Annotated in this window: 14 protein-coding genes; 3 read left to right on the forward strand and 11 right to left on the reverse strand. The window is 72.3% G+C overall.

Features of this window, described 5'->3' with window-relative positions:
- Positions 1 to 11: 11 nt before the first annotated feature.
- Positions 12 to 194, forward strand: a complete 183-nt coding sequence (gene dmpI / locus BT341_RS23780) for a 4-oxalocrotonate tautomerase DmpI (RefSeq protein WP_072478381.1) — start codon at positions 12 to 14, stop codon at positions 192 to 194.
- A 97-nt stretch (positions 195 to 291) separates the two neighbouring features.
- Here the strand turns inward: dmpI and BT341_RS23785 are convergent, their stop codons facing one another.
- The 11 genes from BT341_RS23785 to BT341_RS23835 all read right to left on the reverse strand — a co-directional run bounded on the left by BT341_RS23785 (position 292) and on the right by BT341_RS23835 (position 11199).
- Positions 292 to 1128, reverse strand: coding sequence for an acyl-CoA thioesterase domain-containing protein (locus BT341_RS23785; protein WP_072478382.1), 837 nt, complete (start codon positions 1126 to 1128; stop codon positions 292 to 294).
- Between the two features lie 82 nt (positions 1129 to 1210).
- Entirely contained in the window at positions 1211 to 2392 is a 1182-nt protein-coding gene (locus BT341_RS23790) for a CoA transferase (protein WP_072478383.1), read from the reverse strand.
- A complete protein-coding gene (locus BT341_RS23795; protein ID WP_072478384.1) occupies positions 2389 to 3198 on the reverse strand; it encodes an enoyl-CoA hydratase/isomerase family protein in 810 nt (269 codons plus the stop codon). The genes BT341_RS23790 and BT341_RS23795 overlap by 4 nt, the downstream gene beginning before the upstream one ends.
- Positions 3195 to 4868, reverse strand: coding sequence for a CoA-transferase (locus BT341_RS23800; RefSeq protein WP_072478385.1), 1674 nt, complete (start codon positions 4866 to 4868; stop codon positions 3195 to 3197). The genes BT341_RS23795 and BT341_RS23800 overlap by 4 nt, the downstream gene beginning before the upstream one ends.
- Entirely contained in the window at positions 4865 to 5320 is a 456-nt protein-coding gene (locus tag BT341_RS23805; protein ID WP_072478386.1) for a MaoC family dehydratase, read from the reverse strand. The genes BT341_RS23800 and BT341_RS23805 overlap by 4 nt, the downstream gene beginning before the upstream one ends.
- Entirely contained in the window at positions 5317 to 6531 is a 1215-nt protein-coding gene (locus BT341_RS23810; protein ID WP_072478387.1) for an acetyl-CoA C-acetyltransferase, read from the reverse strand. The genes BT341_RS23805 and BT341_RS23810 overlap by 4 nt, the downstream gene beginning before the upstream one ends.
- A complete protein-coding gene (locus BT341_RS23815) occupies positions 6524 to 7351 on the reverse strand; it encodes an HTD2 family dehydratase (RefSeq protein ID WP_072478388.1) in 828 nt (275 codons plus the stop codon). The genes BT341_RS23810 and BT341_RS23815 overlap by 8 nt, the downstream gene beginning before the upstream one ends.
- The gene (gene fabG / locus BT341_RS23820) at positions 7351 to 8061 is read right to left on the reverse strand and encodes a 3-oxoacyl-ACP reductase FabG (RefSeq protein WP_072478389.1); all 711 of its coding nucleotides are present in this window, start codon (positions 8059 to 8061) and stop codon (positions 7351 to 7353) included. Before fabG ends, BT341_RS23815 begins: the two co-directional genes overlap by 1 nt.
- Before the next feature lie 8 nt (positions 8062 to 8069).
- A complete protein-coding gene (locus tag BT341_RS23825) occupies positions 8070 to 9218 on the reverse strand; it encodes an acyl-CoA dehydrogenase family protein (protein ID WP_072478390.1) in 1149 nt (382 codons plus the stop codon).
- Positions 9215 to 10045, reverse strand: a complete 831-nt coding sequence (locus BT341_RS23830) for an HpcH/HpaI aldolase/citrate lyase family protein (protein ID WP_072478391.1) — start codon at positions 10043 to 10045, stop codon at positions 9215 to 9217. Before BT341_RS23830 ends, BT341_RS23825 begins: the two co-directional genes overlap by 4 nt.
- A complete protein-coding gene (locus BT341_RS23835; protein ID WP_072482154.1) occupies positions 10042 to 11199 on the reverse strand; it encodes an acyl-CoA dehydrogenase family protein in 1158 nt (385 codons plus the stop codon). Before BT341_RS23835 ends, BT341_RS23830 begins: the two co-directional genes overlap by 4 nt.
- A gap of 176 nt (positions 11200 to 11375) precedes the next feature.
- On the opposite strand from BT341_RS23835, the gene BT341_RS23840 reads away from it, so the two are divergent.
- The gene (locus BT341_RS23840; RefSeq protein WP_084742981.1) at positions 11376 to 12071 is read left to right on the forward strand and encodes a GntR family transcriptional regulator; all 696 of its coding nucleotides are present in this window, start codon (positions 11376 to 11378) and stop codon (positions 12069 to 12071) included.
- Between the two features lie 74 nt (positions 12072 to 12145).
- Positions 12146 to 12487, forward strand: coding sequence for a hypothetical protein (locus tag BT341_RS23845; protein ID WP_072478392.1), 342 nt, complete (start codon positions 12146 to 12148; stop codon positions 12485 to 12487).
- Positions 12488 to 12502 lie beyond the last annotated feature (15 nt).

A 12502-nucleotide genomic window follows, 5' to 3' on the forward strand; every position in this document is an offset into this window, starting at 1 on the left:
AGGAGGAAGAAATGCCCATTGTGACTGTCCAGCAGGGACCGCGCAGCGTCGAGCTGAAGCGCGAACTCGTGAAGCGGATCACCGACGCTTTCGTCGCCGCGTACTCGCTGCCGCCCGAGACCGTGCAGGTGTGGATCCACGAGTTCCCGGCCGAGAGCTGGGGCGCTGCCGGGAAGCTCACCGCGGACAAGTAACCGCGTCACCCGTGCCGCGCGACGGCCACGGTGGTCGGCTCGTTCGCAACGGCGCCTTCCGGCCCGCACCGCGGATGTCGTCGGGTGCGAGACCTGTTCAGGGTGCCTGCTGGGCCCTTTCCCCGGCGCCGGCCACGACCCGGCGCGGGTCGACCGGGGCGGCGGCGATGATCGCGGTGCCCGTCACGGTGCCGAACGCGCCGTCGCGGTCGAACACCGCCGCGGTCGCCACCGCCACGCCGTCGTCTTCGGCGCGGTGGATCGTGGACAGGCCCAGGTGCAGGTCTTCGGCCGGTGGGCGGGACAAGGCCAGGCTGAGGTCGGCGTTGATGAACTCCAGGCCGGCGTCGCCCCAGTTCGTCACCAGGTTGACCAGATCGGCGACCATGGCTGCGTGCTGGAACGGCGTGGGGCGTTCGCCCCGCACGAGCTCCTGCGGGAAGGCCCAGAGCATCTTCCGGCCGGAATTCTGGTGCGGCTCCGGCGAGCTCGTCCAGCCGGTGCTCTCGCTGTAGTAGACCCGTGGTTCGGTCGTCGACGGGCGCAGGCCCGGCGGCGGGAGCGGTGGTGCGTCATCCGGTGCCCACACGTTGCCGGTGACCGGTGTGCCGGCGGCCAGGAACAGCCCGGTCGCCCTGGCGACCAGCACCTCGCGTTGCCGGAGTGCCGCTTCGACGAGGCACAGCCGCCGTCCTCGGCGCACCACCTCGGCGGTGGCGCGACAGGGTTCGAAACCGGCCGGGCGCAGCAGGTCGACGGTCCAGCGTGCCGGCCGCAGCAACCCGGCGCCGCCGGAACGGGTCACGGCCGACTCGGCGGCGCGGGCGAGCGCTCCGCTCGTCACCATGCCGCGCAACTGCCCGCCGCCGCCCCAGTGCGCGCGGGCCGCGGGCAGGGGGTGGAGGAGTTCGCCGCCGGCCTCGAAAAAGCTCATCACCCGACGAAGATAACATTATATATGCGAAGAGGTGGTCGGCTCCCTGAGCCGAACTGCCGCTTCGGGAAGTCCGGCGGGTTCACGCGATGCCGCGGTGGCCGCGTGCCGGCCGGGAAGTGGTTCTGCCGGAGGTCCCCGGCCCGAGCAGCTCGTCGTTGTGCTCGCCCACGGCGGGCGCGATTCCCGGCGCCGGGCGGGTGCCGTCGATCCGGATGGGGGAGCCCGGCGCCCAGTGGCGGCCCACGCCGGGCTGGTCGATCTCCGTGAACAGATCCAGCTCGCCGAGCGCCGGGCCCAGCTCGGCGAAAGTCCGGTAGCGCTGCCAGAGGATGCGGTGCCGGTCGAGCACTTCCGCCGCCTCCCGGAACGAGGTGCGCGAGAACCATCGCGCCAGCAACGTCGAAATCAGGTCGCGGTGCTCGTAACGCGCGGACTCCGACGAGAAGTCGATGCCGAGCGACTCGCTCAGCTGGGCGAACGTGCCGGTGAGGCCGGTGGCCGACATCAGCTTGGTCCAGTGGCGCTGCGTCAGCACCACCAGCATCAGCCGGATCCCGTCCGCGGTCACGAAGTCACGGCCGTACGTGCCGTACACGTCGTTGCCCGATTTGCCCCGCTCGTGGTCGGTCACCTGCGCTTCGGCCAGGTAGCCGAGGTTGCCCGCGGTCGCGAGGGCGACGTCCTCCAAGGCGACCTCGATCGCGCGGCCGCGGCCGGTCAGCACCCGGTGCCGCTCGGCCGCGAGCAGGCCGATGGCCAGGTAGAGCCCGGCGGCGACGTCCCAGGCGGGAAGGACGTGGTTCACCGGGGGCGAGCCCGGCGGCCCGGTGAGGCAGGGGAATCCGGTGCCCGCCTGGACGGTGTAGTCCACGGCGGCGCCACCGTCCGCCCGGCCGGATAGCAGCACGTGGATCAGGTCCGGCCGTCGCGCGGACAACGCCCGGTACGAAAGTTCGGGATGGCGGTCGGTGTTCGCGACGACCGCGCACGGTCCACTCCGGACGATGAAGTCGGCGATCCGCCGGCGGTCCTCAGTGGACTCGAGGTCGACCGCGATCGCGCGCTTTCCTTTGTTGAGGCCGGACCAGTAGAGGCTCGTCCCGGAATCGGCGAGGGGCCAGCGGGTGCGGTCGGCCGCGCCGCCGAGCGGTTCCACGCGGATGACGTCGGCGCCGAGCTGGGCCAGGGTGAGCCCGCACAGCGGCGTCGCCACGTAACTCGACAGCTCGACGACCCGCAGCCCGGACAGCGGCCCGGTCATCCCTGCCACCGCGTGGGGTCGGGCTTGCGGCGCTCGCGGTGCGACGCGAGCCCTTCCCGCACTTCGGGACCACCGAAGCCGTAGAACTCCAGCGCCAGGGAGGAGTCGAACAGCGCGCCGGCGACCTGCCGGTACCACATGTTCAGGCTCTGCTTGGTGAACCGGATCGCGTTCGGGGCGCCGCCGGCCAGTTCGTGCGCGATCTCCCGCGCGGTCGGCAGCAGTTCTTCGGCGGTGCCGACGCACAACGAGACCAGGCCGATGCGCTCGGCCTCGGCGCCGGTGAGCGGGCGGCACGTCATCAGGTAGTACTTGGCCTTGGCCATGCCGCACAGCAGCGGCCAGCAGATCGCCGCGTGGTCGCCGGCCGCGACGCCGAGCCGGGTGTGCCCGTCGACGATCTTCGCGTCCGCCGTCACCACCGAGACGTCCGCCAGCACGCCCGCGACCAGTCCGGCGCCGACGGCCGGGCCGTGGATGGCCGACACGATCGGTTTCGAGCAGTCGATGACGTTGTAGACGAGGTCGCGGGCCTCCCGCATCGTGCGGGTGCGGGTCTCGTAGTCGGTGGCCAGCTTCTCGACGAGGTCGAAGGACCCGCCGGCGGAGAAGCCTTTGCCCTCGCCGCGGAGCAGGATCGCCTTGACGCCGGGGTCGCGGTCGAATTCGCGCCAGATGTCGGCGAGGTCGGCGTGGGCGGCTTCGCTGACCGCGTTGAGGTTCGGCGCGTCGAGCACCAGCTCCAGGACGCCTTCGTCGTCCGGTCCGTCCACCCGGAGGTGTGCGAAACGTGCGTAGCGGCTCATGCGTTTCCCTTCCCGAGGAACAGGCCCTCGCGGTCGTACTTCCGCAGCTGCTGGACGTCATCGTCGGAGACGGCCCGCAGTTGCGCCAGGTCGGCGGCCACGCTCAGGTCCCAGCCGCAGCGGGATCGGACGTGCTCGACGTCCACGCCGGGTGCCAGGTGGGTGAGGACCAGTTCACCGTCGCGGCGGGTGAGGATGCCGAGGTCGGTCACCACGGCCCGGACGCGCTCGCCCGGGCTGGTCACGTAGCCGCACTGCTCGATGAACCGGCGCGGGCTCATGGTGCCGACGACCAGGGTCTCGTCCGCGTTGGTGACGACGTCGTTCGCGCCGCCGGAGCCCACCAGGTACGGGCCGCCGTCGATGCGGGTGGTGTTGATGTCGCCGTGCCGGTCGATCTGCGCCGCGCCGACGCAGGCGATCGACCGCGTGTGCGGCCCGTTCACCAGGTTCCCCAGCACCTGTTCGGTGTCCAGGAGCATCGACGAGGCCGGGAAGCCGGCGAAGCTGAAGATGAACGGGTCGCCTTCGGTGGGGGTGTAGTCCCACAGCCCGAGTTCCGCGGCGAGCGCGACCCGGCACCCGTCGGCCTTCGCCTTCTCGACACCCACCCAGGCCGCCAGGTTCGCCAGCCCGGCGCCGGCCAGCACCGCGTCGGCGCCGGTGTCGGCGATCCGGGCCCGGAGCAGGTCGCTGAGCCATGTCGCGGCGCGTTCGGGTGGGGTGACCGGTCCGGTGTGCTCGCCGCGGCCGGTGGGCGGGGTGGGGCGCCCGAGCGTGCGGGTCAGCTCGCCGAGCCGGGGTTCGCCGAGTTTGGCGAGGTAGGCGTCGTGGTCGGCGGGGCCGAGGACCCACTCGCGGATCCAGTCGTCGAAACCGGCCGACCGGCTCGCCTCGCGGGCGGCGATCCAGAACTCGACGTCTTCGGCGTAGCCGTCCACCGGCAGCCGCGCGCCCTCCGGCCCGGGGAAGACCCCGCCGGGGTGTGCCCCGAACGGCGCCTCGACGACCGCCAGCACGCGGTGCGCGGGGATGCGGACCAGCGGGGACCACGGGCGGAGATCGTCGACCACCTTCTCGACGGTGGCCAGCACCCCGCGGCGGGCGGCGAACGCGCCGACCGAGCCCTCGAACATCGGCGGCGCGATGGCGAGGTTGCCGTGGCGGTCGGCGACGGCCGCGTGCACGAGCGCGACGTCCGGGACCAGCGGCGCGACCAGGCCGACCCGCCCGAACGGGCCCTCGACCTCCGTGTAGGCGTCGTTGCCGGCCATCGACGAGCCGCGCACCGAGCCGGTCACCACCGCGGGCACCCCGGTGGCCGCGGCGCGCAGCCGCTGGATGTAGCTGAGGAACGACCAGTTCTCGACCTCGACCGTGCCGTCGGTGTAGGCCCGCTGGAACACCGGGTTCGGGGTGAACACCGGGAACGAGTCTCCCGAGTAGACGGTCACGACCTTTTCGAGGCAGCCGGAGCGGAACAGCACCGCGCCGAGCGACGACAGGCTGGCCATGATGAGGGTGAACCGCGACGGCTTGCCCCAGTGCTGCCGCGCGACCTCGCGCACCAGCGCGCTCCACCGGCTGTGGCCCATCATCACGTGCAGCGCGTCACCCGCCCGGACGTGCCGGGCGACGGCCTCGTCGAGACGGCAGAACTCGGTGCTCATCCGGTCACCACGACCAGCGTTTCCGCGACACAGGCGGGCTTGCCGCCGCCGTCGAGTTCGACGACGTACCGGGTGGTCACGGTGTGGCCCGCCGGGCCTTCGGTCACGTCGGTGAACGCCGCGGTCGAGCGGATCCGCGCCCCGGACGGCACCGGAGCCGGGAACCGGACCTTGCCGAGCCCGTAGTTGAGCCGGGCGCTGCCGAAGTCCAGCCGGAACAGCTCCCGCCCGAACAGCGGGAGCAGCGACAGGGTCAGGTACCCGTGCGCGATGGTCGAGCCGTGCGGCCCGGCCGCGGCGCGGACCGGGTCGGTGTGGATCCACTGGTGGTCGCCGGTCGCGTCGGCGAAGGCGTCGATCCGCGCCTGGTCGACGACGAGCCACCCGGTGGGGCCGAGTTCCTCGCCGAGGGCCGCGCGGACCTCCGCCGGGGAGGTGAAGACGCGCGTCACGCCGTCACCCGCTCGAACACCGCCGCCAGGCCCTGGCCGCCGCCGATGCACATGGTCTCCAGGCCGTAGCGGGCTTCGCGGCGGTGCAGTTCGCGGGACAGTGTCGCGAGGATGCGCGTGCCGGTGGCGCCGACCGGGTGGCCGAGGGAGATGCCGGAGCCGTGCACGTTGAGCCGGTCGAAGTCGGCGTCGCCGAAGCCCCACTCGCGGGTGCAGGCCAGCACCTGCGCGGCGAACGCCTCGTTCAGCTCGATCAGGTCCATGTCGGAGATCTTGAGCCCGGCGCGGCCGAGAGCGAGCGCGGACGCCGGGACGGGACCGATGCCCATCACCTCGGGTCCGACACCGGCGACGCCGTGGGAGACGAGCCGTACGAGGGGGCGCAGGCCGAGCTCGGCGGCCCGGTCCGGGTGGGTGACGACGCACATCGCGGCGGCGTCGTTCTGGCCGCTCGCGTTGCCCGCGGTGACCGTCGCTTCGGGATCCTGCTTGCCCAGCACGGGTTTCAGCGCGGCCAGCGTCTCGGGCGTGGTGTCCGGACGCGGGTGCTCGTCGGTGTCGACGACGACCCGGCCCTTCCGCGTCTCGACGGGGACCGGGACGATCTCCTCGGCGAAGACGCCGGAGTGCTGGGCGGCGACCGCGCGTCGGTGCGACTCCGCGGCGAGGCGGTCCTGCTCTTCGCGGCTGATGCCGTACCGGCGGCGCAGGTTCTCGGCGGTTTCGAGCATCCCGCCGGGCACCGGGTGGTGCTTGCCGCCGGGAGTCTGGCGGCCGCGGCTGAGCGAGTCGTGCAGCATGACACCCGCGCCCTTGGCGCCCCAGCGCATCCCGGTGGCGTAGAAGACGGTGTTGCTCATGCTTTCCGCGCCACCGGCGATGACCAGGTCGCTCACGCCCGCCTGGACCTGCACCGCGGCCTGCAGCACCGACTGCAGCCCGGACCCGCAGCGGCGGTCGACCTGCATGCCGGGCACGGTCACCGGCAGGCCCGCGTCGAGCGCGACCACGCGGCCGATCGCCGGGGCCTCCGCGCTGGGGTAGCAGTGGCCGAGGATGACGTCGTCGATCGCCTCGGGGGGCAGGCCGGTGCGGTCGAGCAGCGCGGTGAGCGCGATCGTGCCGAGGTCGGCCGCGGGCACGTCCTTGAGCGAGCCGCCGAAGCGGCCGATCGGGGTCCGGACGGGCTCGCAGATCACAGCGTCACGCATGGGGAGTGCCTTCCTCGTGGAGTTCGACGGCGAGGGTGGTGCGGACCCGGCCGTCGGGGCCGGTCAGCTCGACCTCGCCGGCGCGCGCGGTCACCCGGGCGGGTTCGCCGCAGAACAGCGGCGCCCGGTTCCGGTGGGTCACGCGGCGCACCCGGTCACCGGGGGAGTCCAGGCGCAGGACCTCGGCCATGGCCAGGGTCATCAGCGGGCCGTGCACGACCAGGCCGGGATAGCCTTCGACGCCGGTGGCGTAGGGCCAGTCGTAGTGGATGCGGTGCGGGTTCGCCGTGGCCGCGGAGAACCGCATCAGCAGCGTCGGGTCGGTGGCGAAGTCCCAGACGCCCTGCCCGGCCCGGCGCAGCGGCGCCCCGGCCGGATCGGACGCGGCCGGTCCCGGCTCGGTGGGAGTGCCGCGCTCGCGGTAGATCAGATCCTGACGTTCCTCGACGCACAGTCCGTCCACATCGGACAGCCGCGTGCGGACGACCACGACCACCAGCTTCCCGGACCGGCCTTCCTTGGGCGTCACCGACTCCACTGTGGACTCGCGGGTCACGGTTCCGCCGACGCGCAGCGGCCGGTGGAAGACCACCTCACCGCCGGCGAACATCCGCCGGGGCAGGCCGGTCTCGGGCAGGAACGCGCCGCGCGCCGGATGGCCGTCGGAGCCCAGCTCGGAGGAAACCGGCCAGCGGGGGAGCGCGACCCAGTGCCACAGCGGCGGCAGCTCCTCGCCCGGGCGGGGCGCGGGCAGGCCGTCGTCGAGCAGCGCGGCCAGCGCCGCCACCGGCGCCGGGTCGAGGAGTTCCTCCGTGCGCATCACATGAACCGTCCGCCGGTGACTTCCAGGACGGTGCCGGTCATGTACGACGAGAGATCGGAAGCCAGGAACAGCGCCACGGACGCGACTTCGCCGACCTCGCCGGCGCGGCCCATCGGGATTTCGCTCATCTTCTGGTCCCACGCCTTCGCGGGCATGGCCTCGGTCATCGCGGTGCGGATCAGGCCGGGCTGGATGGCGTTGACGCGCACGCCGTGGTGCGCGAGTTCCTTGGCGGCGGCCTTGGTGAGCCCGACGATCCCCGCCTTGGCGGCCGAGTAGTTCGTCTGCCCGACCATGCCGACCTTGCCCGAGAGCGACGAGAGGTTGACGATCGCGCCGGATTTCTGTTCCCGCATGATCGCCGCGGCCTTGCGGACGCCGTTCCAGGTACCTTTGAGGTGGACGTTGATCACCTGGTCGAACTGGTCTTCGGTCATCGTGCGCAGGGTCGCGTCGCGGGTGATCCCGGCGTTGTTCACCAGGATGTCGACGCCGTGGGCCAGCAGGGCGTCGACATCGGCCGCGTCGGTGACGTCGCAGCGGAGGCCGATGCCGCCGAGTTTCGCCGCGGCACGGGTGGCCGCGTCACCGTCGATGTCGCCGATGACCACGCGGGCGCCTTCGGCGGCGAACAGTTCGGCGATGGCGAAGCCGATGCCCTGCGCGGCGCCGGTGACGACCGCGGTCCGGCCGGTCAGCAAAGTCATGGTGGTCCTCAGATCTTGTTGCGGGCGACGAGCTGGGCGGCGATCACGTTGCGCTGGATCTCGTTGGTGCCTTCCCCGACGATCATCAGCGGCGCGTCGCGGAAGTAGCGTTCGACGTCGTACTCCTTGGAGTAGCCGTAACCGCCGTGGACGCGGATCGCGTCGAGGGCGACCTGCATGGCCGTCTCGGAGGCGAACAGCTTCGCCATCCCGGCTTCCATGTCGGCGCGTTCCCCGGCGTCGAGCCGCTCGGCGGCGTCGAGGGTGAGCAGCCGGGCCGCGCGCATCTTGGTGGCCATGTCGGCCAGGAGGTTGCCGACGGACTGGTGTTTCCAGATGGGCTTGCCGAAGGACTCGCGCTCCTGGGCGTAGCGCACGGCGTCGTTCAGCGCCGCCTGCCCGACCCCGAGCGCGCGGGAGGCGACCTGGATGCGGCCCACTTCGAGACCACGCATCATGTGCGCCCACCCCTGGTTCGGGGTCCCGCCCAGCACGGCGTCGCCGGGCACGGCCATGCCGTCGAAGACCAGCTCACACGCCTCGACACCGCGGTAGCCGAGCTTCGGCAGCTTCTTCGAGACGGTGAGCCCGTCGCCGGGTTCGACGAGCAGGACGCTCATGCCTCGGTGGGCGGGCTTCGCGTCCCGGTCGGTGATGCAGAGCAGGCCGATGAGACCGGAGTGGGCGGCGTTCGAGATCCACGTCTTGGCCCCGGTGACGGCGTACCCGCCGCCGGTGGGCACCGCGTGGGTGCGCATGGCCTGCAGGTCGCTGCCACCGCCGGGCTCGGTCAACGCCATCGTGGCGCGGATCCTGCCTTCGGCCATGGCGGGCAGGTACTTCTCACGCTGCTCCGGCGTGCCGAACGTCTTGATCAGGTACGTGATCACCGAGTGGCCGCCGATCGCGCCGGCCAGGCTCATCCACCCGCGCGCCAGCTCCTCGGTGACCCGGGCGAAGCACGCCGTGCTGACGTCCACGCCGCCGTACTCGGCCGGGGCGAGCAGCCCGAAGAAGCCGAGTTCCTTCATCTCGTCGATGAACTCGGCCGGGTAGACGTCGTCGGCCTCGAATTCGCGCACGCGCGGGCGGACCCGCTCGTCGACGAACTCCGCCACCAGGGCCACCATCTGCTTCTCGTCGTCGGTGAGCGTCATCGCCCGATCCCTTCTCGTGCCTGCCGGAGGATGCGCTGCGCGCGCTCCAGCACCGGCTTGTCGATCATCTGCCCGCCGGCCGCGACCGCCCCGCCGTCGCCCGCCGCGTCGAGCACCGACCGGGCCCAGCGGGTTTCCTCCCGCGTCGGCCGCAGCGCCGCGGCGGCGACCGGGACCTGCTTGGGGTGCACGCACAGCTTCCCGGTGAAACCCAGCCGGCGCGCGTACTGGACTTCGTCGGTGAGCAGCAGTTCGTTGTGCAGATCGGCGGTGACGCCGTCGATCGGCCCGGGCAGGCCCCCGGCCGCCGAGGCCAGCACCAGCGCCCCGCGGGCCGCGGCCAGCGCGTCGCGGTCCGCCGGGTCCGCGCCCAGCTCGGCGGCGAGGTCGAAACTGCCGAACGCGAGCCGCTGGACGTTCGGGACGGCGGCGGTCTCCCGCGCGTCCAGCACCCCGCGCGCGGTCTCCACCAGCGCGACGAGCACCGGCAGCACCCCGAGCTGCCCGGCCGCGGTACGCGTGCTCGCCGGGTCGGCCTTGGGCAGCAGCACCGTGCACCGCCGTTGCCGCAGCACGGCCAGGTCCTCGTCGTGCCACGGCGTGCCGGCCGCGTTGACGCGGACCGCGCACTCGGGGTGCTGCTCGAGCCAGGCGCCGACCTGCTCCCGCGCGTAGTCCTTGCGGTCCGGCGCGACGGCGTCCTCCAGGTCCAGCACGACCAGGCCCGCCCCGGCCGCGGCCGCCTTGGCGAAGCGTTCCGGCCGGTCCCCGGGGACGAACAGCAGCGTGGCCGCTTCGCGGGCCCGCGTCGCGGCGCGGTTCGTCATTTCCGTGCCCGGCGCACGAGGCCGCCGCCGATGATGAGCCGCTGGATCTCGCTGGTGCCCTCGTAGAGGCGCAGCAGCCGGATGTCGCGGTAGATCCGTTCGACCGGCACCTCGCGCATGTAGCCGGTGCCGCCGTGGATCTGCACCGCGAGGTCGGCGACCTTGCCCGCCATCTCGGTGCAGAACAGCTTCGCCGCGGACGGCCCGATCCGCCGGTCCTCACCGGAGACGTAGCGGGCGGCGGTCTCGCGCACCAGCGCACGGCCGGCCAGCACCCCGGTCTGCTGGTCCGCCAGCATCGCCTGGACCAGCTGGAACTCGCCGATCGGCGTGCCGCCCTGGGTGGCCGAGGCGGCGTAGGCGACCGACTCGTCCAGCGCCCGCTGCGCGGAGCCGACGGCCAGCGCGGCGATGTGCACCCGGCCACGAGCCAGCGACGTCATCGCGGCGCGGTACCCCGCGTCCTCGTCGCCGCCGACGAGCGCGCTCGCGGGCACGCGCACGCCGGTGAAGGTGACGTCCGCGGTCCAGGCGCCTTCCTGGCCCATCTTCTTGTCCTTCGGGCCCACCGCGACACCGGGCGCGTCCGCGGGCACCAGGAACACCGCGATACCCGGGCCGGAGCCGTCGGCCGGGCGGGTCCGCGCGAAGACCACGAACAGGTCCGCGATCGGCGCGTTGGTGATGAAGCGCTTCTGCCCGTCGATGACCCACTCGCCGCCGTCACGCACGGCTTTCGTGCGCAACCCGGCCGGGTTCGATCCCGCGCCCGGCTCGGTGAGCGCGAACGACGCGACGACCTCGCCGGTGGCGATGCGCTCGAGCCACTGCTTCTTCTGCTCGTCGGTGCCGAAGCCGACCAGCACCTGCCCGGCGATGCCGTTGTTGGTGCCGAACATCGACCGCAGCGCCAGCGACGTGTAGCCGAACTCCATCGCCAGCTCGACGTCCTGGGTCAGGTCCAGGCCGAGCCCGCCCCACTCCTGGGGGATGGCGTAGCCGAACAGGCCCATCTCGGCGGCCTGCGCACGCAGGTCGTCCGGGATCGCGTTGCCGTCCATGATCTCCTGCTCGCGCGGGAGCACCTTCGACCGGACGAAGTCGCGCACCAGCTCCAGGATCGGGCGGAAGTCCTCGGGGGTCACTGCTGCCATGCCCATCACTATGACCCATGATCGGCGAATAGAAAATACTTTATCAGAAATCACGTGACGCATCGCACGCTGCGCCGCAAGGATCCCCTGGTCAGCTGGGTTCGACGGCGGCTGGGAGGCTGCAACCCGTCCGCGTGTACGTGTAATACTTCATCCGCATGGGCGGTGGCGCAGGGATGGGAGACGTCGTGGCGATGCCCGAGACCACGGGGGCCGGACCGCGCCGCGGCGGCCCCGCGAACCTGAAGGCGATGGCCGCGCAGGAGATCCGGCGGCGGGTCTTCTCCGGGCAGCTGCGCCCCGGCGCGAAGATCGACCAGGACGCGCTGGCCGACGAGCTGGGCATCAGCAAGCTGCCGGTCCGCGAGGCCCTGATCACCCTCGACCACGAGGGCGTCGTCGAGCACATCGCCCGCCGCGGCGCCTACGTCGCGCGGATGACCCGCGAGGACATCCGCGACCACTACCGCGTGTTCGGCCTGGTGTCCGGGCTGGCCGCGGAGCGCGCGGCCCGGAACCTGTCACCGGAGAGCCTCCAGGCGCTGACGGACCTCGCCGACCGGATGGCGGCCGAGACCGACCCGGCGGAGCAGGAACGGCTCAACTTCGAGTTCCACCGCCGGATCAACCACGCCTCGGGTTCCCGGCGGCTCGTCTCGATCCTCGGCCTGCTGGCCAAGACCGTGTCGCACGGGTTCTACGAAGCCCACGAGGACTGGCCGGGCAAGGCGTCCGAGGACCACCGGCGGATCCTCAACGCGCTGGCCGCACGCTCGGCGGCCCGCGCGAAGTCGCTGGTGGAGAAGCACTTCGCGGACGGCGGGGAGCGCGCGGTGGCGTTGCTGGAGCAGCAGGGCTTCTGGGACCGCTGACGGCGTCCGGAGCGGGCCGAAGTGTCCAGGTTTCTGGACAGTCGCGCAGCCGGGGCTCGCTTAGCGTCTCCGTCATGTCAACGACGACCACCGAAGAACTGGCCCAGGGCTGGATCCGCGCCCTTTCCGACGTCGACGCCTTCCACGGCCTCTGCGCCGCCGGCTGCCGCGTCTGGCACAGCACCGACGACAAGTGGATCACCGTCGAGGAGGCGGTCGACGCGGTCCACGAACGCGGCGGGCTGCCGGAGTTCGAGAACCCCCGCTACACCCTCACCGGCAAGGGCTTCTTCGTGCAGACCTCGGCCACGCTCGCGGCCGCCCGGGTGCACGTGATCCAGGTGGTGACGGTCGAGGACGGCAAGGCGATTTCGGCCGAGGAGTACGTCGGCCCCGAGATGGACATCGCCGTCTAGGCGGGAACGGACACT

It is taken from the genome of Amycolatopsis australiensis (assembly GCF_900119165.1).
Lineage (GTDB): Bacteria > Actinomycetota > Actinomycetes > Mycobacteriales > Pseudonocardiaceae > Amycolatopsis > Amycolatopsis australiensis.